The organism is Erythrobacter neustonensis (assembly GCF_001663175.1).
GTDB lineage: Bacteria > Pseudomonadota > Alphaproteobacteria > Sphingomonadales > Sphingomonadaceae > Erythrobacter > Erythrobacter neustonensis.
In genome coordinates this window covers 2,961,983-2,981,163 of the sequence record NZ_CP016033.1, presented here as the reverse complement: position 1 = coordinate 2,981,163, position 19,181 = coordinate 2,961,983, and the positions used below count along the sequence as shown (strand labels likewise).

Genomic DNA, 19,181 nt, shown 5'->3' with positions numbered 1-19,181 from the left:
GGGCGGCGCCTGATTCTGCGGGTGCCGCCACTCTCCCGCGAACACACGTTTTCATTCAAGAAGGTACAGAGAAATGGCCAAGGAAAAGTTCCAGCGGAATAAGCCGCACTGCAACATCGGCACCATCGGTCACGTTGACCATGGCAAGACCACGCTGACCGCTGCAATCACCAAGGTGATGTCGGAAACCTACGGCGGTGCCGCCGTGGACTTCGCCAACATCGACAAGGCTCCCGAAGAGCGCGAGCGCGGCATCACCATCTCGACCGCACACGTCGAGTACGAATCGGCTGAGCGTCACTACGCGCACGTCGACTGCCCGGGCCACGCCGACTACGTGAAGAACATGATCACCGGTGCTGCCCAGATGGACGGCGCGATCCTCGTGGTGAACGCTGCTGACGGCCCGATGCCCCAGACCCGTGAGCACATCCTGCTCGCCCGTCAGGTCGGCGTGCCGGCTCTGGTCGTTTACATGAACAAGGTCGACCAGGTTGACGACGAGGAAATCCTCGAGCTCGTCGAACTCGAAGTTCGCGAACTGCTGTCGTCGTACGACTTCGACGGTGACAATATTCCGATCGTCAAGGGTTCGGCTCTGGCCGCTCTCGAAGGCCGCGACGACAACATCGGCAAGGACTCGGTCATTGCTCTGATTCAAGCCGTCGATAGCTACATCCCGCAGCCCGACCGTCCGGTCGACAAGCCCTTCCTGATGCCGATCGAAGACGTGTTCTCGATCTCGGGTCGCGGCACCGTGGTGACCGGCCGTATCGAAACCGGCATCGTGAACGTTGGCGACGAAGTTGAAATCGTCGGCATCAAGGACACCCGCAAGACCACCGTCACCGGCGTGGAAATGTTCCGCAAGCTGCTCGATCGCGGTGAAGCTGGCGACAACGTCGGCGCTCTGATCCGCGGCGTGGCTCGTGAAGAAGTCGAGCGTGGCCAGGTTCTCTGCAAGCCCGGCACCGTGAAGCCGCACACCGAGTTCGAAGCCGAAGTCTACGTGCTGTCGAAGGACGAAGGTGGCCGTCACACGCCGTTCTTCGCCAACTACCGCCCGCAGTTCTACTTCCGCACCACCGACGTGACCGGCGAAGTGATCCTTCCCGAAGGCACCGAAATGGTGATGCCGGGCGACAACGTTTCGATCGGCGTGAAGCTGATCGCACCGATCGCCATGGACGAAGGTCTGCGCTTCGCAATCCGTGAAGGCGGCCGCACCGTGGGTTCGGGCGTCGTTGCCAAGATCACCAAGTAAGGTTCTGCTCCCCTAGGGAGCGTTACTGAACGCAAACAGGCCCGGCCGCTCTTGATGAGCTGCCGGGCCTTTTTGTGTGAGGTCTTGTGATGGCCAGGCGGAGAAGCGTTTCGTTCATCATCACTCGGCCACACGGGGCAGGGCAGGGCGCCTTTCGGATGCAGGATATTGGTCGTTTCACGGTCATGTAATTTCCTGTCGGTCAGGCCTTGCCAGAATCCAACGCGCCCCGTATAGGCGCGCTTCCCCGAGCGAGATTCGTCTCGTGAAGGCAGCAAGTTTTGAGGGAAGCCGCCCTCTCCGGGAAACCGAGCATAGCCGGGCGGTCTTTGTTTTTGGGAAATGCCGGCCCCGTCGGCAAATCCTTGGCTCTTTCGCATCGGTAGTAGGACATGGAAGCTCAGAATATCCGCATTCGCCTCAAGGCGTTTGACCACCGCGTGCTCGACCAGGCAACTGGCGAGATCGCTGACACGGCCCGCCGCACCGGCGCGCTTATTCGTGGCCCCATTCCGCTGCCCACGCGCATCGAGAAGTTCACCGTGAACCGCGGTCCGCACGTCGACAAGAAGTCGCGCGAGCAATTCGAAGTGCGTACCTACAAGCGGCTGCTCGACATCGTGCAGCCCAACGCCCAGACCGTCGATGCTCTGATGAAGCTCGATCTGGCTGCCGGCGTGAACGTCGAGATCAAGCTGGCCTGAGGCTAGCCGAAATGCCCCCTGCTTCGGCAAGGGGCCTCTATCGTGGGAGCGCAAGTCGCTCCGCCTGACGATAGGGTGGATACCGCCGGAGAGTCTCTCCGGGCTGCGTCCCCCGTCTCGCTTCCAGCGGCCACCCGGCCTTGGCAAGCACTCAGCCCGGACGGGGCGATGCATCAAAATATGGGCTGAACGGGGCCGCGATGCCATTTTGGTGTCGCGGTCTCACACGCACCTTGTGGATGGTCTGCAGGGTGCCTCTGTTGAGGAGTGAGCTTACGATGCGCACAGGCGTTATCGCAAAGAAAGTCGGGATGACCCGCCTCTTCCAAGAGGACGGACGGCACGTTCCCGTGACCGTTCTCTCGCTGGAAGATTGCCAGGTGGTCTCGCACCGTACTGCCGATCGCGATGGTTATTTCGCGGTCCAGCTCGGTGCGGGCGAAGCCAAGCAGAAGAACGTTGCCAAGCCGCAGCGTGAACATTTCGCCAAGGCCGACGTCGGCCTCAAGAAGCGCGTCGCTGAATTCCGCGTCGAAAACGAAGACGGCCTCGTGCCCGTCGGTTCGACCATCAGCGCCGAGCATTTCATTGCTGGTCAGATGGTCGACATCACCGGCCACACCCAGGGTAAGGGCTTTGCCGGCGCCATGAAGCGTTGGGGCTTCGGTGGTATGCGCGCCACCCACGGTGTGTCGATCTCGCACCGTGCCCACGGTTCGACGGGTAACCGTCAGGATCCGGGCCGCGTGTTCAAGGGCAAGAAGATGGCCGGCCACATGGGCGACCGTCAGCGCACCCAGCAGAACCTCGAAATCGTCCGCACCGACGCCGAGCGCGGTCTTCTCTTCGTCAAGGGTTCGGTCCCGGGCGCGAAGAATGGCTGGCTGCTCGTTCGCGACTCGGTGAAGCTGTCGGCCCCTGAAGGCCTGCCGTTCCCGGGCGCTGTCCTCGACAAGAAGGCTCCCAAGGCTGACACGACCCCTTCGGTGGCCGATGCTGCAGCTGACGAAGCCGTTGTGACCGAAGGCGCCGAAAACGACGCCGTGGCCACTGAAGAAAACAAGGAAGGCTGAGCCATGAAGATCAAGGTTCAGAACATCGACGGCACCGCGGTCAAGGGCGGCGACATCGAGCTTTCGGACGACGTGTTCGGCATCGAGCCGCGCGCTGACATCCTGCACCGCGTGGTGACCTGGCAGCTCGAAAACCGCCGCGGCACTGCCCGCCCGACGCGTGAGCGTTCGGACGTTGCTCGCACCGGCAAGAAGTTCGGCAAGCAGAAGGGTGGTGGTACCGCCCGTCACGGTGACCGTGCTGCCCCGATCTTCATCGGTGGTGGTAAGGCTCACGGTGCGCGCAAGCGTGACTTCGAGCAGTCGCTCAACAAGAAGGTCCGTGCCCTCGGCCTGAAGATGGCGCTTTCGACCAAGGCCAAGAACGGTCTCGTGATCGTCGACAGCCTCGAACTGGCGGATGCCAAGACCAAGGCGCTCAAGGGTCAGCTCACCAAGGCCGGTCTGACCGGCAAGGTGCTGGTGATCGACGGCGAGCAGGTCGATGCAGGCTTCAAGAAGGCTGCCGGCAACCTGCGCGGGATCAACGTGCTCCCCGCAATCGGTGCCAATGTCTACGACATCCTCAACCACGACACGCTGGTGCTGACCAAGGCCGCTGTCGAAAAGCTGGAGGCGCGCTTCAATGGCTAAGAAGCAGACTGTCGATGCGCGTCACTACGACGTGATCATCGCGCCGCACATCACGGAAAAGTCGACGCTCGCGTCGGAATTCAATGCCGTGGTCTTCAAGGTCGCGGGTTCCGCGACAAAGCCCCAGATCAAGGAAGCGATCGAGGCGATCTACGACAAGAAGGTCCTCGCCGTGAACACCCTGGTCCAGAAGGGCAAGACCAAGCGCTGGAAGGGCAAGGCCTATCAGCGCTCCGACGTGAAGAAGGCCATTGTCACCCTCGCCGAGGGTGAAATGATCGACATCACCAGCGGTATCTGAGGCCAGGGACGGAGAAACGAACAATGGCACTCAAGAACTACAAGCCGACCAGTCCCGCGCGCCGCGGTCTGATCCTGGTCGACAAGTCGGCCCTCTACAAGGGCAAGCCGGTCAAGGCGCTTACCGAAGGCAAGCACAAGACCGGTGGCCGCAACAACAAGGGTCACGTCACCTCGCGCGGGATCGCCGGTGGTCACAAGCAGAAGTACCGCTACATCGACTTCAAGCGTCGCAAGTGGGACACCCCGGCCACGGTCGAGCGTCTGGAATACGACCCCAACCGCACCGCCTTCATCGCGCTGGTGAAGTACGAAGACGGTGAGCAAACCTACATCATCGCTCCGCAGCGTCTTGCTGTCGGCGACGTGGTGGTGGCTGGCGAAAAGACCGACACCAAGCCGGGCAATGCGATGTTGCTGGGTCAGATGCCGGTCGGCACGATCTGCCACAACGTCGAGATGAAGCCGGGCAAGGGCGGTCAGATCGCCCGTTCGGCAGGCACCTATGTGCAGGTCGTCGGTCGTGACCGCGCCATGGTCATCGTGCGTCTGAACTCGGGCGAACAGCGTTACCTGCGTGCCGATTGCATGGGCACGGTGGGCGCGGTGTCGAACCCCGACAACGCCAACCAGAATTTCGCCAAGGCTGGCCGCAAGCGTTGGATGGGCGTCCGCCCGCTGACCCGCGGTGTTGCGAAGAACCCGGTCGACCACCCGCACGGTGGTGGTGAAGGCCGGACCTCCGGTGGTCGCCATCCGGTGACGCCGTGGGGCAAGCCGACCAAGGGTGCTCGCACTCGCCACAACAAGCAGACGGACAAGATGATCATCCGTTCGCGTCACGCGAAGAAGAAGAGGTAAAAGACGATGGCACGTTCCGTCTGGAAAGGTCCGTTTGTCGAGCTGAGCCTGCTCAAGAAGGCAGAGGGCGCGCAGGAAGCGAGCAACACCAAGCCGATCAAGACCTGGTCGCGTCGCTCCACGATTCTGCCGCAGTTCGTCGGGTTGACCTTCAATGTCTACAATGGACACAAGTTCATTCCCGTTTCGGTTTCGGAAGAAATGGTCGGTCACAAGCTTGGTGAATTTGCGCCCACGCGCACCTTCCCGGGCCACGCTGCCGACAAGAAGGGCAAGCGCTAATGGGCAAGGCAAAAGCACCCCGCCGCGTTGGCGATAACGAGGCGCTGGCCGTCGGCACCACGATCCGTGGTTCGGCGCAGAAGCTCAACCTCGTCGCCGCTCTGATCCGTGGCAAGAAGGCCGAAGATGCGCTGAACATCCTCGCCTTCTCGAAGCGGGCCATGGCACGTGACGCCAGCAAGGTTCTCGCTTCGGCGATCGCCAATGCTGAAAACAACCACAACCTCGACGTCGATGCGCTCATCGTGGCGGAAGCCTCGGTCGGCAAGTCGGTGACGATGAAGCGGTTCCACACCCGTGGTCGCGGCAAGTCGACCCGGATCCTCAAGCCGTTTTCGCGGCTGCGGATTGTGGTTCGCGAAGCAGAAGAGGCGTAAGATGGGCCAGAAGAGCAATCCGATCGGTCTGCGCCTGCAGATCAACCGCACCTGGGACAGCCGGTGGTACGCCGAAGGGCGCGACTATGCACAGCTGCTCAAGGAAGATGTCGCGATCCGCAAGTACATCATGAAGAACCTGCCGCAGGCGGCAGTTTCCAAGGTGGTGATCGAGCGTCCGGCCAAGCTGTGCCGCGTGTCGATCTATGCGGCGCGTCCCGGTGTCATCATCGGCAAGAAGGGCGCAGACATCGAAAAGCTGCGTTCGAAGCTCGCCACGATGACCAAGAGCGACGTGAAGCTGAACATCGTCGAGATCCGCAAGCCGGAAATCGATTCCAAGCTTGTCGCTCAGGGCATCGCCGACCAGCTGGTTCGCCGCGTGGCATTCCGCCGGGCGATGAAGCGCGCCGTGCAGTCGGCTCTGCGTCTTGGCGCCGAAGGCATTAAGATCGTTTGCGGCGGCCGTTTGGGCGGGGCGGAAATCGCCCGCGTCGAATGGTACCGTGAAGGCCGCGTGCCGCTTCACACCCTGCGTGCGAACATCGATTACGCCGAAACCGAGGCGCTGACCGCCTACGGGATCATCGGGATCAAGGTGTGGATCTTCAAGGGCGAGATCCTTGCCCATGATCCGACCGCGCAAGACCGCCTGATGCTGGAAGCGCAGACTTCCGGCGTCCGCCCGGCTCGTTGAGGTAACAGACCATGTTGCAACCGAAAAAGACCAAGTTCCGCAAGCAGTTCAAGGGCCGGATCAAGGGCGAAGCCAAGGGCGGCACCGCGCTCAACTTCGGTTCCTACGGCCTCAAGGCTCTGGAACCCGAGCGGGTCACCGCGCGCCAGATCGAAGCTGCGCGTCGTGCGATCACCCGCCACATCAAGCGTCAGGGCCGTCTCTGGATCCGCGTCTTCCCCGATGTGCCCGTGTCCAAGAAGCCTGCCGAAGTCCGTCAGGGTAAGGGCAAGGGTTCGGTCGAATACTGGGCAGCCAAGGTGAAGCCGGGCCGCATCCTGTTCGAACTCGACGGCGTCGCCGGCCCGCTGGCTGCCGAAGCATTCGAGCGCGCGGCGATGAAGCTGCCGATCAAGACCAAGGTCGTTGCCCGTCTGGGCGACACCAGCCACCTGGGAGGCGAATAATGGCCGATATCACGGACCTTCGCACCAAGAGCGATGATCAGCTGACCGCCGAGCTCACCGAGCTCAAGCGCGAAGCCTACAATCTGCGCTTCCAGGCTGCGACCAACCAGCTCGAGGCTCCCTCGCGCATCCGCCAGGTGCGCCGGACCATCGCGCAGATCAAGACGCTGCAAAGCGAGCGTGCGGCGAAGGCCGCCGCTGCCAAGGCGTAAGGAGTTACACGATGCCCAAGCGTATCCTCGTCGGGACTGTGAGCTCCGACAAGACCGACAAGACCGTGACCGTGCTGGTCGAACGCAAGGTGAAGCACCCGCTTTACGGGAAGATCATCCGTCGTTCGAAGAAGTATCACGCTCACGACGAGCAGAACGAATACACCGTGGGTGACGTGGTGCGGATCGAAGAGACCCGCCCCATTTCCAAGACCAAGACCTGGATCGTCAAGGACCGGGTCGTGGCAGGTGGCGTGCAGGCGGTGGAAGCCGACCTTGACGTCGCAGCCGCGGGTAACTGAATTAGGCGTAATCGGAACTGTCAGGCCCCGGTCGGATCGGGCGTCCTGGTAAGCCATTGAGAAGGAAGACGGATCAATGATCCAGATGCAATCCAATCTCGACGTCGCGGACAACAGCGGCGCCAAGCGCGTCCAGTGCATCAAGGTGCTGGGCGGGTCGAAGCGTCGTACCGCGGGCGTCGGCGATGTGATCGTCGTCTCCATCAAGGAGGCGCAGCCGCGCACCAAGGTCAAGAAGGGCGACGTTCACCGTGCGGTGATCGTGCGTACCCGCAAGGACGTTCGTCGTCCGGATGGCACTGTCATCCGCTTCGACAGCAACGCGGCCGTGCTCGTGAACAAGAACGAGGAGCCGATCGGCACCCGTATTTTTGGCCCCGTGGTGCGCGAACTGCGCGGCAAGGGCTTCATGAAGATCATCTCGCTCGCTCCGGAGGTGCTGTAATGGCCGCCGCTAAGATCAAGAAGGGTGACAACGTCGTCGTCCTGTCGGGCAAGGACAAGGGCCGCACCGGTACGGTCGCCCAGGTCATGCCCAAGGACAGCAAGGTCGTTGTCGAAGGCGTGAACGTCGTCGCCCGTCACCGCAAGCCCAGCCAGACCAACCCCCAGGGTGGCATCGACCGTTTCGCGGCTCCGATGGCAATCTCGAAGGTTGCTCTTGCTGATCCCAAGACCGGCAAGCCCACCCGCGTCCGCTTCGAAACGAAGGACGGCAAGAAGGTGCGCGTTGCTGTCAAGAGTGGGGAAACGATCGATGGCTGATTACACCGCACGTCTGAAGGCCAAGTATGACGACGAGATCGTCAAGGCCATGACCGAGAAGTTCGGTTACAAGAACCGGATGGAAGTCCCCAAGCTCGACAAGATCACGCTCAACATGGGCGTGGGCGAGGCGAGCCAGGACAAGAAGAAGGTTCAGACCGCCGCCGAGGAAATGGCACTGATCGCTGGCCAGAAGCCGGTTATCACGATCGCCAAGAAGTCGATCGCGCAGTTCAAGCTGCGTGAAGGCATGCCGATTGGTTGCAAGGTCACCTTGCGCCGTGAGCGGATGTACGAATTCCTTGACCGTCTCGTCACCGTGGCAATGCCGCGCATCCGAGATTTCCGCGGGCTGAACGCCAAGTCGTTCGATGGCCGTGGCAATTACGCGATGGGGCTGAAGGAACAGATCGTGTTCCCTGAAATCAGCTACGACAAGATCGACAAGGTGCGTGGGATGGACATCATTGTCACGACCACGGCAAAGACCGACGAAGAGGCGCGCGAGTTGCTGCGCCTGTTCGGTTTCCCCTTCCAGGGCGAAGCCGGAAAGACCGACCAGAAGGAGGCGGCGTGAGCCGCTTCCCCGTAGAGACACGAAAGCAGAGAGCTTAAGTCCATGGCGAAACTGAGTTCCATCAACAAGAATGAGCGTCGCAAGAAGCTCGTGAAGCAGTACGCTGCGAAGTACGAGAAGCTGAAGGCGATTGCGGACGACGAAAGCCTCGACGAGACCGAGCGCCTGATGGCCCGGCTCAAGATGGCCGAGCTTCCGCGCAACGCGAACCCGACCCGGGTGCGCAACCGTTGCGCCACCACCGGCCGCCCGCGCGGCTATTACCGCAAGTTCGGCATCAACCGTATCGAACTGCGTCAACTCGGCAACAGCGGGATGATTCCCGGCCTGACCAAGTCGAGCTGGTGAGGACTGAACAATGGCAATGACCGATCCTCTGGGTGACATGCTCACCCGTATCCGCAACGGCCAGCGCGCCAAGAAGGACTCTGTCCTGACCCCGGCGAGCAACCTGCGCGCAAGCGTTCTCGAAGTGCTTCAGCGCGAAGGCTACATCCGTGGCTTTTCCGAAGACAATTCGGGCAAGCACAAGGCGCTGCGGATTGAACTGAAGTATTTCGAAGGCGAGCCTGCGATCAAGCATGTCGCCCGCGTTTCGAAGCCTGGCCGCCGCGTCTACTCGGGTTCCAAGGAACTGCCGACGATCCGCAACGGTCTTGGCATCACCATCGTCTCGACGCCGCGTGGCGTGCTTTCGGATGCCGAAGCACGCAACCACAACGTCGGTGGCGAAGTCCTGGCGGAGGTGTTCTGATGAGCCGCATCGGCAAAAAGCCGGTGGCGATCCCCGGAGGGGTGACGGCCACCATCGACAACGGCACGCTCAGCGTGAAGGGCCCCAAGGGCACCCTGTCGCTCGGTCTGTCGGATCTGATCGACTACAAGGTCGAAGACGGCGCCATTTCGGTGAAGCCGGCGAACGACACGCGCCAGGCGCGCGCCTTCTGGGGCATGCAGCGCACGCTGGTCTCGAACCTGGTCGAAGGCGTCACCGACGGCTTCACCAAGGTGCTCGTGATCAAGGGTGTCGGTTACCGTGCCAACGCCCAGGGCCGCAACCTGAAGCTGCAGCTCGGCTACAGCCACGATGTCGATCTGCCGGTTCCCGAAGGTCTTGAAGTCAAGACCCCGGACCAGACCACGATCGAGATTTCCGGTATCGACAAGCAGGCCGTGGGTCAGTTTGCCGCCGAAATCCGCCGCTGGCGCAAGCCCGAGCCTTACAAGGGCAAGGGTATCGCTTATCGCGGCGAATATATCTTCCGCAAGGAAGGGAAGAAGAGATAAGATGGCAAAGCTTTCCCTTTTCGAACGTCGCCGTCGCCGGGTTCGCACTGCGCTTCGCGCGCGTGCCGGTGGCAAGCCCCGTCTGTCGGTGCACCGCACCGGCCGCCACATCTACGCCCAGATCATCGATGACGCAGCCGGCAAGACCGTCGCTGCTGCCTCGACCCTGGGTGGTTCGGTCAGCGGCGCGAATGTCGATGCTGCTGCCGAAGTCGGCAAGCAGATCGCCGAGGCCGCCAAGAAGGCGGGCGTGACGACTGTCGTGTTCGATCGCGGCGGTTTCCTGTTCCATGGCCGCGTCAAGGCGCTGGCCGATGCCGCCCGTGAAGGCGGGCTGGAGTTCTGACAATGGCTGACGAAAACACCATCGAAACGCCCGAAGTGGCGGTCGAAGCTGGCGATGCCGGTGAGAACCAGAACCGTCGCGGCCGTGGTCGCGGCGGGAACCGCGAAGGCGGCGACCGCGGTCGTGGCCGCGGTGGCCGTGACAACAATCGCGGTGGCAAGCAGGAAGAAGATGATGGCATCATCGAAAAGCTGGTGCACATCAACCGCGTCTCGAAGACCGTAAAGGGCGGCAAGCGCTTCGGTTTCGCTGCGCTGGTCGTGGTCGGTGACGGCCAGGGCCGCGTCGGCTTCGGTCACGGCAAGGCCCGCGAAGTGCCTGAAGCGATCACCAAGGCGACCGCTTCGGCCCGCAAGAAGATGATCCGCGTTCCGCTCAAGGAAGGCCGCACGCTGCACCATGACGGCAACGGCCGCTTTGGCGCCGGCAAGGTGACGGTCCGCACCGCACCGGCAGGGACCGGCATCATCGCCGGTGGTCCGATGCGCGCCGTGTTCGAGAGCCTCGGCGTTGCCGACGTGGTGACCAAGTCGGTCGGCACCTCGAACCCCTACAACATGATCCGCGCCACTTTCGACGCGCTGACTGAGCAGACTTCGCCGAAGTCAGTGGCTCAGCGTCGCGGCAAGAAGGTTGCCGACCTCCTGGGTCGCGGCGGGGCGAGTGCAGCTGAAGCGGAAGCCGATGCTGCCGCGATTGCGGAGTAATCCCAGATGGCTACCATCAAGATCAAGCAGATCGGTTCGCCGATCCGTCGTCCGGAAAGCCAGCGCAAGATCCTTATCGGTCTTGGGTTGAACAAGATGCACAAAGTTGTAGAGCGCCAGGACACCCCCGAGGTGCGCGGTGCAATTGCAAAATTGCCGCACCTTGTTCAGGTGATCGACTAAATCCAGGCAGGCCCCGCGAAAGTGGGGCCTTCCTTTCTCTCAGCGCGACAAAAGCGAAAGCGAGTGCACGACTATGAAACTGAATGACATCCGCGACAATGCCGGCGCCCGCAAGGGTCGCATCCGTGTCGGCCGTGGTATCGGCTCGGGCAAGGGCAAGACCTCGGCACGCGGTCAGAAGGGCCAGAAGGCCCGTTCGGGCGTTGCCATCAAGGGCTTCGAAGGCGGTCAGATGCCGCTGCACATGCGTCTTCCGAAGCGCGGGTTCAACAACCCCTTTGGCAAGGACTATGCCGAAGTGAACATCGGCATGATCCAGAGGTTCATCGACGCCGGCAAACTCGATGCCAAGGGCACGATCACCGAGGAAGCCCTGCGTGAAGCCGGCCTTGTGCGCGGCGGCAAGCATGGCGTGCGTCTGCTCGGCAAGGGCGAGATCACCGCGAAGGTTGCCTTCGCTGTGACCGGCGCGACCAAGGGTGCGATCGCGGCGGTCGAAAAGGCCGGCGGCAGCGTCGAAGTGGCAGCACCTGCCACCCCCGAACACGAAAAGAAGCTTGCTCGCCGCGACGCCAACAAGGCGGCAAAGGCGAAGTAATCGACAAAAGGTGCGGCGCGGGGGTTCGACAAGAGCTCCCGCGCTCCCTATTTACGCTCTCGCGCGCCGGCCCGGCTCTCCCGATCGAGAGTCAAGGTGAGGTCATCGGTGCGTTGACGAGGTGGGCGAGGGCAGCCATTGGCGGTCGCCTTCGCACTGCGAGCTAGGATCGACATAACGACATGGCATCACGCGCCGACAATATCGCGAGCAACCTGAACCTCGGCAATTTTGCCAAGGCGACAGAGCTCAAGCAGCGGATCTGGTTCACGATCGGAGCGCTGATTGTCTTCCGGTTCCTGAGCTTCGTGCCGCTGCCCGGGATCGACCCGGTCGCGCTGGCCGCGTTCAACAGCCGTGCCTCGGGCACGATCCTCGATCTCTTCAACACATTCTCGGGCGGCGCGCTCGAGCGCATGAGCCTGATCGCGGTAGGCATCATGCCCTATATTACCGCATCGATCGTGGTGCAGATGGCTTCGGCACTGCACCCGACACTCGCCGCGCTCAAGAAGGACGGCGCAAGCGGGCGGCAGAAGCTCAACCAGTACACGCGTTACGGCGCGGTGCTGCTGTGCATCGTGCAGGGTTATGCGGTTGCGCACAATGCGGTGGCGCAGGGCTTTGCCGTCGACACCAGCTGGCTGTTCTATGCCTCGACGATCATCAACGTGACCGGCGGAACCATGTTCCTGCTGTGGCTGGGTGAGCAGATCACGAGCCGCGGGATCGGCAACGGCGTTTCGCTGATCATCATGGCGGGTATCGTCGCGCAGTTCCCGAACTTCATCGTGGCGCTGTTCGAAGGCGGGCGCACCGGCGCGATCTCGTCGATCGTCATCATTGGCTTCATCGTCATGGTGATCGCGCTGATCCTGCTGATCGCCTTCATGGAGCGTGCGCAGCGCCGCCTGACGATCCAGTATCCCAAGCGCGCAACGCAGCGCGGCATGATGCAGGCCGAGCGTTCGTATCTTCCGCTCAAGATCAACACCGCGGGCGTGATCCCGCCGATTTTCGCAAGCTCGCTGCTGCTGTTGCCGCTGACGATCACCAACCTTGTCGGCAGTTCGATCGATTCCGGTAGCAGTGCCTATTCGGTGCTCCAGACGATGAACCAGTATCTGCAGCACGGACAGCCGCTCTACATGACGCTGTATGCGATCGGGATCATCTTCTTCTGCTTCTTCTACACCGCTGTCGTGTTCAACCCTGAAGAGACTGCGGACAATCTCAAGAAGAACGGCGGATCGATCCCCGGCATCCGTCCGGGCAAGCGCACTGCGGATTACCTCGAATATGTGCTGACGCGCATCACGGTGATCGGTGCTGCCTATCTCACGCTGGTATGTGTGCTGCCCGAATACGTGATCGCGCAGACCGGAGTGCCCTTGTTCCTCGGCGGAACATCGCTGCTGATCGTCGTCAACGTTACCGTGGACACCATCAGCCAGATTCAGTCGCACCTTTTGGCGCTGCAATACGGCGATCTCATCAAGAAGGCCAAGCTCAAGGGTCGGATGCGCTGATATCCGACATGAGTCGGGTTGACGCAGCGCGAGGCTTGGTCGAACCCACTTGCAAGAACACGCGCTCCGGGCAGATCGTCCCGGACGCTATGGGGGACGGTTCGTGAACATCATTCTTCTTGGCCCTCCCGGCGCGGGCAAGGGAACGCAAAGTGCAGGTCTGGTCGAACGGCACGGCATGCGCCAGCTTTCGACCGGCGACATGCTGCGTGCCGCAGTCAAGGCGGGAACGCCGGTGGGCCTGCGCGCCAAGGAAGTCATGGAGCGCGGCGAACTTGTTTCGGACGAGATCGTCTCGGACCTGATCGATGCCGAGCTGGCCGCAATGACGCCGGAAACCGGCGCAATCTTCGACGGTTATCCGCGCACCGCGGCGCAGGCCGAAGCGCTTGACGATATTCTCGCCCGCAATGGTCGCAGCCTCGCGCATGTGATCGAGCTGGAAGTCGACGAAGATGCGCTGGTCGAGCGGATCACGGGTCGCTTTTCCTGCGGCAATTGCGGCGCGCTTTATCACGATACCGCCAATCCGCCCAGGAACCCGGGTGTGTGCGATACCTGCGGGAGCACTGAGTTCAAGCGCCGCCCTGACGATAACGAGGAGACGGTGCGCACCCGCATGGCCGAATATCGCGCCAAGACCGCGCCGATCCTGCCGGGATACGAAGCGCGCGGGATCGTGACGCGGATCGACGGGATGGGCCCGATCGACACCGTGGCGAGGCAGATCGACGCAATCCTCGCGAGCTGAGCGCCTGCTTGCGCCGGGCCGGGATTGTGCGATAGCGTCACCCGGTCGAACACAGGCAAGGATATCTGGATGAAGCGCGTATCTCCTGCTTGGCCTGCCGCGCTTATTGCCGCAGCCACGTGCATTGCCGCGCCGCTCGCAGCAGAAGTCACCCGCACCACCGAAAACAGCTTCGTTTCGCGCAACGAGGTCGTGGTCGATGCCAGCACCAAGGAGGTGTGGCTCGCGCTCATCAGCCCCGCGACGTGGTGGCAATCAGCGCACACGTGGTCTGGGGATGCCAAGAACCTGACCCTGACGCCGCAGGCGGGTGGCTGCTTTTGCGAAACGATCCCCGAGGTCGATGAGCCGGGGCGCATCACCCTTCAGGGAAGCGTTGAACATATGCGGGTCGTGCAGGCCTATCCCGAATCCGCATTGCGGATGCTCGGCAGCCTCGGTCCGCTCCAGAGCGAACCGGTCAACGGCGTGCTGACGATTGCCATCAGCAAGGTCGCGGCGGGCACGCGGATCGTCTTCGAATACAATGTCGGCGGGGCGATGCGCTACGAAGTCCCGGTGATCGCCAAGGCTGTCGATGGCGTGATGGCCGCACAGATTGCGGCTCTGGCAAAGCCGCTGGGGGTCGTCGCCGCTTCGGCCGCGGAGCCAGTTGCAGCATCTCCGTCCGGTGATGCGGCGAAGAGCGATGCTGTCCCGCCCGCGTCGCCGCGCAGCGCGGTTCCACCGCCCAAAGTGCCGGCTGCGACCCCGGCGCCCAAGCCAACAGCCAAGCCGTCGCCCAAACCCACAGCGGTTGACGATGCCTTTGGCGATCTCGGGAACACGCCCCGCGATTGAGCCGGGCAGGGACAGGGGCAGGGCGAGGGGTGTCCATGGGCTTCGCTCGCCCCTGCCATCCCACGTGCGAAGCAATGCGGCCTTGCGGTTGACGGCTCGGGCGAATCATCCTATGCGCGCCCCTCATTCGACATGTTCGAAGGGAGTTCGGCAGGCAACGCCAAAGCGCGTGCCGACCGGACTTTTGCCGTTTGTGGCAGGTGGCACGCCTTTCTGCTTCCGGCGGGCGGACATGAAGATGAATGAGCGTTGAGATAGGGGTGGCCAAAACCGGTCGTTGGCCCCTGTGGAGCATGGAGAAATAAGTGGCTCGTATTGCCGGGGTCAATATCCCCACCAACAAGCGCGTTATCATCGCGCTGACCTACATTCACGGTATCGGTCGTACCACCGCCGTCCAGATCGCTGACAAGCTCGGCATCGCGCACAGCGCGCGCATCCAAGACCTCTCGGACGAAGAGATCCTGCGCGTTCGTGAAGCCATCGACGCCGATTTCACCGTGGAAGGCGATCTTCGTCGCCAGACCGCGATGAACATCAAGCGTCTGATGGATCTGCGCGCCTATCGTGGCCTGCGTCACCGCAGCGGCCTGCCCGTTCGTGGTCAGCGCACCCACACCAACGCCCGTACCCGCAAGGGCAAGGCCAAGCCCATCGCGGGCAAGAAGAAGTAAGCATCAAGCTTCACGCTTGAACGCTTTTTCCTTCTGACGAGCTTAAAGGATTATCACAAATGGCACGCGAACCAGGCCGTATTCGGCGCCGTGACAAGAAGAATATCAGCAGCGGTGTTGCGCACATCAACGCCAGCTTCAATAACACCATGATCACCATCACCGACGCGCAGGGCAACGCCATCTCGTGGTCGTCCGCCGGCATGATGGGCTTCAAGGGCAGCCGCAAGTCGACCCCCTATGCTGCGCAGGTCGCAGCCGACGATGCGGGCAAGAAGGCCGCCGAGCACGGCGTCCGCACCCTCGAAGTCGAAGTCAAGGGCCCGGGTTCGGGCCGCGAAAGCGCGCTGCGGGGTCTTGCAGCTGTCGGTTTCAACATTACCTCGATCCGCGATGTTACGCCGATCCCGCACAACGGCGTGCGCCCTTCCAAGCGTCGCCGCGTCTGATCCGCCGGGACGGCGGGGGCGCAGCACCGCTCCCGCCGCCCGATCGGGTCTGATGCCGCGCGCTTGCCGCCCCTGCATCAGGCCTGCCCAAGTTTGAACCGCCCGCAAGGCGAATTAGGGGAAATCCATGTCCGTCAACACCAAGAACTGGCAGGAACTCAAGAAACCCAACTCCCTGGAAATCAAGGATGGCGGCGATCGTCAGCGCAAGACGACTTTCGTGGCCGAACCGCTCGAGCGTGGCTTCGGTCTGACGCTCGGCAATGCGCTGCGCCGTGTGCTGCTCTCCAGCCTTCAGGGCGCCGCGATCACTTCGATCAAGATCGAAAACGTGCTCCACGAATTCTCCAGCCTTGCTGGCGTGCGGGAAGATGTCACCGACATCGTGCTCAACGTGAAGCAGATCGCGCTCAAGATGGAAGGCGAAGGCCCCAAGCGTCTGCAGCTTTCGGCGACCGGCCCGGGCGAAGTCCGTGCCGGCGATATTGCCGTGACCGGCGACATCGAAGTGATGAACAAGGATCTTGTCATCTGCCACCTCGATGACGGCGCGACGCTGAACATGGAACTGACCGCGGACACCGGCAAGGGCTACAGCCCCGCCGTGCAGAACCGTCCGGTCGATGCGCCGATCGGGCTGATCCCGGTTGACTCGCTCTATTCGCCCGTCCGTCAGGTGAGCTACAAGGTCGAGAATGCCCGCGTCGGGCAGGAACTCGACTACGACAAGCTCTCGCTGACTGTCGAAACCGATGGCACCGTCACCCCTGAAGATGCCGTGGCCTATGCCGCGCGCATTCTGCAGGACCAGCTGACGCTGTTCGTCCACTTCGAAGACGGTATCCCGCAGCCGGTCGGCCAGATGATCGGCCATGCGGTGCAGCCGGAGGAAAGCGACGCCAACCAGCTCAACCGTTACCTCCTCAAGAAGGTCGACGAGCTGGAACTGTCGGTGCGTTCGGCCAACTGCCTCAAGAACGACAACATCATCTATATCGGCGATCTGGTCCAGAAGACCGAAGCCGAGATGCTGCGCACGCCGAACTTCGGCCGCAAGTCCTTGAACGAGATCAAGGAAGTGCTCTCGTCCATGGGTCTGCGCCTCGGCATGGACATCCCGGGCTGGCCGCCCGAGAACATCGAAGAGATGGCCAAGAAGCTCGAGCAGGAACTGCTGGGCTGATGAATTCGGAAGCCCTCGCGAGAGCGGGGGCTTCTTCCAAGGGCGAAGGTGGCGGCCCTGATGGCCACCGGGATGGAGTTACCTTGCACGGGCTCCCTACGAACGAAGGAATGATACAATGCGTCATGGTATTTCGGGCCGCAAGCTTGGCCGCAAGACCGGCCACCGCCATGCGCTGCTGCGCAACATGGCAGCCGCGCTGATCAAGCACGAGCAGATCAAGACCACGCTGCCCAAGGCCAAGGAACTGCGCCCCTACGTCGAAAAGCTGATCTCGCTGGCCAAGCGCGGCGGCCTTTCGAACCGTCGTCTCGCGATGAGCCGTCTGGGTGACGAAGCGCAGCTCAAGAAGCTGTTCGAAGTGCTGGCCGATCGTTATTCGGATCGCGAAGGCGGCTACACCCGCGTTCTGCGCGCCGGCGTGCGCGCGGGTGACGCGGTGCAGATGGCGATCATCGAGCTGGTCGACCGCGACGAAAGCGAACGCGGCAAGGACAGCGGTCCGGTGCTGACCGAAGAAGAAAACGAAGACGCATAAGGCTTCGCTTTTCGAACAGGATCAAGGGCCGTGCGGAGCAATCCGGCGGCCCTTTTCTTTTGCGCCGCGCGGGGTAGGCTGCGCGCCATGATCCGCACCCCCTTTGCTGCCGCCCCGATCATTGTTTGTGTGGCTCTGGCAACCGCTGGACTTCCTGTTGCAGCGCAAAGCGAGCAGGAGGTGTTCGGCGCCCGATACGACCGCGCGCTCGCCGCAGGATACAAGGCGCTGATGCTGTGCGGCGCGATCGCAAGCGCCGAGCGCAGCGGCGCGGGTGAACGCAGCGAAGCCAGCGTGCTCGCATATGAACTGCAAGGCATCCAGAAGCCGCTCGATGCGATTGCCGAAACGCTGCCCTATGCCATCACGCGCTGGCCCGGCGGCACGCGGCCCATCCGCCATGTTGCGGTCGAATGGGCACCGGACATGCCGCCGCGTATCGCATTCCAACGCGCACGCGGCGGATGCTCGCTTGGCCCGATCGGCATGACCGAGGATGCGATCGAAGAACCCGCGCCATCTGCACCGCGCGAGAAGATCGTCCACTGGCACACACCTCGCCCCGGCAAGGTCACAGCGGTTCTGGAAGCAGCGATGAGCGGCGCCTATGGCAAGGGCACGCGCACGACGGCGGTTTCGGTCAATTGGGGCAAGGATGGCTGGGACTGGCGCTTTGCGGATGGTTTCAGCCCCTTTACGCCGCAGCGAACCTGGTCGGTGGCCAAAAGCATTGCGGCAACACTGGTCGGCGTCACCGAACATCGCGGAGCCAACGCAATCGTGACCCGAACGCATGGTGCAATCACTGCTCCGCCGCTGCCGATCTTGGGGTGGGACCGCGGCGAGGGTGACCCGCGCCGCGCGATCGCGATGGATCACCTGTTGCGGATGGCATCGGGGCGCTACTCCGATACGCCGGGCAACCGCACCGATGCATTGTATTTCGGCGGCGCATCGGTGGAGGAGAGCGCGCTTCACTGGCCGCTGGTTCATGAACCGGGTTCGGTGTTCCGCTATGCCAACAATGACACGCTGACGGCGGTGAAAGCGATTGCCTATAGCTTCGACGAGCATCCGCCGGAGGAGTTTTTCGCCAAGGCCGGAATGAGCGACACCGTCGCCGAAACCGATTTTCATGGCGATTATGTTCTTTCGAGCCAGGTCTGGGCCAGCACGATGGATCTGATCCGCTTCGGCCAGCTTTACCTGAACGATGGTGTGCTATCCTCAGGCGAGCGCGTGCTCCCCGAAGGCTGGGTCACTTACGTCACGACCCCCAGCGGTCCGCAGCCGGGCACGGGCACTTTCGGATACGGGGCAGGGTTCTGGCTGCTCACCAAGGAGGCAGGCGTTCCGGCCGATACCTTTGCGGCGATCGGCAACCGCGGGCAATATGTGGTGATCGTGCCGAGCCGGGAGGTGGTGATCGTCCGCCGCGGCGAAGACCCCGCCGGTTCCGGTTTCGACATCGCCGCCTTCACCCGGGATGTGCTCGCACATTTGCCGAAGTGACCGCGTTGCGCGCGGACATTCACAAAAGGGTGTTATAAACTTAACGAAGCCTGTCACCGCAATTCAGCTTCGCCACAGTACGAATCGCGCA

Annotated in this window: 30 protein-coding genes; all 30 read left to right on the top strand. The window is 62.4% G+C overall.

Going from position 1 to position 19,181, the window contains the following annotated elements; all coding sequences use genetic code 11:
* The first annotated feature begins 73 nt into the window (after nucleotides 1–73).
* Nucleotides 74–1,264: an elongation factor Tu gene (gene tuf / locus A9D12_RS13900; RefSeq protein WP_068352939.1), complete on the top strand. Its 1,191-nt coding sequence runs from the start codon at nucleotides 74–76 to the stop codon at nucleotides 1,262–1,264.
* A gap of 392 nt (nucleotides 1,265–1,656) precedes the next feature.
* Complete coding sequence (gene rpsJ / locus A9D12_RS13895; RefSeq protein ID WP_017665146.1) at nucleotides 1,657–1,968, top strand: 30S ribosomal protein S10; 312 nt, start codon at nucleotides 1,657–1,659, stop codon at nucleotides 1,966–1,968.
* Nucleotides 1,969–2,246: 278 nt separating this feature from the next.
* Nucleotides 2,247–3,041 (top strand): 50S ribosomal protein L3, encoded by a 795-nt coding sequence (gene rplC, locus A9D12_RS13890; protein WP_068352936.1) that lies wholly within the window; start codon nucleotides 2,247–2,249, stop codon nucleotides 3,039–3,041.
* A 3-nt stretch (nucleotides 3,042–3,044) separates the two neighbouring features.
* Nucleotides 3,045–3,674, top strand: coding sequence for a 50S ribosomal protein L4 (rplD, locus tag A9D12_RS13885; RefSeq protein WP_068352933.1), 630 nt, complete (start codon nucleotides 3,045–3,047; stop codon nucleotides 3,672–3,674).
* Nucleotides 3,667–3,975, top strand: a complete 309-nt coding sequence (locus A9D12_RS13880) for a 50S ribosomal protein L23 (RefSeq protein WP_068352929.1) — start codon at nucleotides 3,667–3,669, stop codon at nucleotides 3,973–3,975. The genes rplD and A9D12_RS13880 overlap by 8 nt, the downstream gene beginning before the upstream one ends.
* A 23-nt stretch (nucleotides 3,976–3,998) precedes the next feature.
* Entirely contained in the window at nucleotides 3,999–4,835 is an 837-nt protein-coding gene (gene rplB, locus A9D12_RS13875; RefSeq protein WP_068352926.1) for a 50S ribosomal protein L2, read from the top strand.
* Between the two features lie 6 nt (nucleotides 4,836–4,841).
* On the top strand, nucleotides 4,842–5,117 hold the full coding sequence (rpsS, locus tag A9D12_RS13870) for a 30S ribosomal protein S19 (RefSeq protein ID WP_068352923.1): 276 nt from the start codon (nucleotides 4,842–4,844) through the stop codon (nucleotides 5,115–5,117).
* Entirely contained in the window at nucleotides 5,117–5,494 is a 378-nt protein-coding gene (rplV, locus tag A9D12_RS13865) for a 50S ribosomal protein L22 (protein ID WP_068352919.1), read from the top strand. Before rpsS ends, rplV begins: the two co-directional genes overlap by 1 nt.
* Before the next feature lies 1 nt (nucleotide 5,495).
* Nucleotides 5,496–6,191, top strand: coding sequence for a 30S ribosomal protein S3 (gene rpsC, locus A9D12_RS13860; RefSeq protein ID WP_068352916.1), 696 nt, complete (start codon nucleotides 5,496–5,498; stop codon nucleotides 6,189–6,191).
* 11 nt (nucleotides 6,192–6,202) lie between these two features.
* Entirely contained in the window at nucleotides 6,203–6,637 is a 435-nt protein-coding gene (rplP, locus tag A9D12_RS13855) for a 50S ribosomal protein L16 (RefSeq protein WP_068352913.1), read from the top strand.
* Nucleotides 6,637–6,849, top strand: a complete 213-nt coding sequence (gene rpmC / locus A9D12_RS13850; RefSeq protein WP_068352910.1) for a 50S ribosomal protein L29 — start codon at nucleotides 6,637–6,639, stop codon at nucleotides 6,847–6,849. Before rplP ends, rpmC begins: the two co-directional genes overlap by 1 nt.
* Before the next feature lie 11 nt (nucleotides 6,850–6,860).
* Complete coding sequence (gene rpsQ, locus A9D12_RS13845; protein ID WP_068352907.1) at nucleotides 6,861–7,151, top strand: 30S ribosomal protein S17; 291 nt, start codon at nucleotides 6,861–6,863, stop codon at nucleotides 7,149–7,151.
* A 76-nt stretch (nucleotides 7,152–7,227) separates the two neighbouring features.
* Entirely contained in the window at nucleotides 7,228–7,596 is a 369-nt protein-coding gene (gene rplN, locus A9D12_RS13840) for a 50S ribosomal protein L14 (protein ID WP_068352902.1), read from the top strand.
* Nucleotides 7,596–7,916 carry a 50S ribosomal protein L24 gene (rplX, locus tag A9D12_RS13835; protein WP_068352899.1) on the top strand — a complete coding sequence of 107 codons (321 nt, stop codon included), beginning with the start codon at nucleotides 7,596–7,598 and terminating at the stop codon, nucleotides 7,914–7,916. The genes rplN and rplX overlap by 1 nt, the downstream gene beginning before the upstream one ends.
* Nucleotides 7,909–8,493 (top strand): 50S ribosomal protein L5, encoded by a 585-nt coding sequence (rplE, locus tag A9D12_RS13830; protein ID WP_068352896.1) that lies wholly within the window; start codon nucleotides 7,909–7,911, stop codon nucleotides 8,491–8,493. The genes rplX and rplE overlap by 8 nt, the downstream gene beginning before the upstream one ends.
* Before the next feature lie 42 nt (nucleotides 8,494–8,535).
* Nucleotides 8,536–8,841, top strand: a complete 306-nt coding sequence (gene rpsN / locus A9D12_RS13825) for a 30S ribosomal protein S14 (protein ID WP_068352892.1) — start codon at nucleotides 8,536–8,538, stop codon at nucleotides 8,839–8,841.
* Nucleotides 8,842–8,851: 10 nt separating this feature from the next.
* On the top strand, nucleotides 8,852–9,247 hold the full coding sequence (rpsH, locus tag A9D12_RS13820) for a 30S ribosomal protein S8 (protein ID WP_068352889.1): 396 nt from the start codon (nucleotides 8,852–8,854) through the stop codon (nucleotides 9,245–9,247).
* Nucleotides 9,247–9,780 (top strand): 50S ribosomal protein L6, encoded by a 534-nt coding sequence (gene rplF, locus A9D12_RS13815; protein WP_068352885.1) that lies wholly within the window; start codon nucleotides 9,247–9,249, stop codon nucleotides 9,778–9,780. The genes rpsH and rplF overlap by 1 nt, the downstream gene beginning before the upstream one ends.
* A gap of 1 nt (nucleotide 9,781) precedes the next feature.
* A complete protein-coding gene (rplR, locus tag A9D12_RS13810; RefSeq protein ID WP_068352882.1) occupies nucleotides 9,782–10,126 on the top strand; it encodes a 50S ribosomal protein L18 in 345 nt (114 codons plus the stop codon).
* A 2-nt stretch (nucleotides 10,127–10,128) separates the two neighbouring features.
* A complete protein-coding gene (gene rpsE, locus A9D12_RS13805) occupies nucleotides 10,129–10,833 on the top strand; it encodes a 30S ribosomal protein S5 (RefSeq protein ID WP_082925572.1) in 705 nt (234 codons plus the stop codon).
* A 6-nt stretch (nucleotides 10,834–10,839) separates the two neighbouring features.
* Entirely contained in the window at nucleotides 10,840–11,016 is a 177-nt protein-coding gene (gene rpmD / locus A9D12_RS13800) for a 50S ribosomal protein L30 (RefSeq protein WP_068352879.1), read from the top strand.
* Nucleotides 11,017–11,089: 73 nt separating this feature from the next.
* Nucleotides 11,090–11,614 carry a 50S ribosomal protein L15 gene (gene rplO, locus A9D12_RS13795; RefSeq protein ID WP_068352876.1) on the top strand — a complete coding sequence of 175 codons (525 nt, stop codon included), beginning with the start codon at nucleotides 11,090–11,092 and terminating at the stop codon, nucleotides 11,612–11,614.
* 182 nt (nucleotides 11,615–11,796) lie between these two features.
* Nucleotides 11,797–13,143 carry a preprotein translocase subunit SecY gene (secY, locus tag A9D12_RS13790; protein ID WP_068352874.1) on the top strand — a complete coding sequence of 449 codons (1,347 nt, stop codon included), beginning with the start codon at nucleotides 11,797–11,799 and terminating at the stop codon, nucleotides 13,141–13,143.
* 103 nt (nucleotides 13,144–13,246) lie between these two features.
* Complete coding sequence (locus A9D12_RS13785) at nucleotides 13,247–13,894, top strand: adenylate kinase (RefSeq protein ID WP_068352871.1); 648 nt, start codon at nucleotides 13,247–13,249, stop codon at nucleotides 13,892–13,894.
* 69 nt (nucleotides 13,895–13,963) lie between these two features.
* Complete coding sequence (locus A9D12_RS13780; RefSeq protein ID WP_068352869.1) at nucleotides 13,964–14,734, top strand: hypothetical protein; 771 nt, start codon at nucleotides 13,964–13,966, stop codon at nucleotides 14,732–14,734.
* A gap of 305 nt (nucleotides 14,735–15,039) precedes the next feature.
* Entirely contained in the window at nucleotides 15,040–15,408 is a 369-nt protein-coding gene (gene rpsM, locus A9D12_RS13775) for a 30S ribosomal protein S13 (protein ID WP_068352866.1), read from the top strand.
* A 59-nt stretch (nucleotides 15,409–15,467) separates the two neighbouring features.
* Nucleotides 15,468–15,857 (top strand): 30S ribosomal protein S11, encoded by a 390-nt coding sequence (gene rpsK / locus A9D12_RS13770; RefSeq protein ID WP_068352863.1) that lies wholly within the window; start codon nucleotides 15,468–15,470, stop codon nucleotides 15,855–15,857.
* A 127-nt stretch (nucleotides 15,858–15,984) separates the two neighbouring features.
* Nucleotides 15,985–17,040 carry a DNA-directed RNA polymerase subunit alpha gene (locus A9D12_RS13765; protein WP_068352860.1) on the top strand — a complete coding sequence of 352 codons (1,056 nt, stop codon included), beginning with the start codon at nucleotides 15,985–15,987 and terminating at the stop codon, nucleotides 17,038–17,040.
* A gap of 118 nt (nucleotides 17,041–17,158) precedes the next feature.
* Nucleotides 17,159–17,578 carry a 50S ribosomal protein L17 gene (gene rplQ / locus A9D12_RS13760; RefSeq protein WP_068352857.1) on the top strand — a complete coding sequence of 140 codons (420 nt, stop codon included), beginning with the start codon at nucleotides 17,159–17,161 and terminating at the stop codon, nucleotides 17,576–17,578.
* A gap of 87 nt (nucleotides 17,579–17,665) precedes the next feature.
* Nucleotides 17,666–19,090: a serine hydrolase domain-containing protein gene (locus tag A9D12_RS13755; protein WP_068352854.1), complete on the top strand. Its 1,425-nt coding sequence runs from the start codon at nucleotides 17,666–17,668 to the stop codon at nucleotides 19,088–19,090.
* The last annotated feature ends 91 nt before the right edge of the window (nucleotides 19,091–19,181 follow it).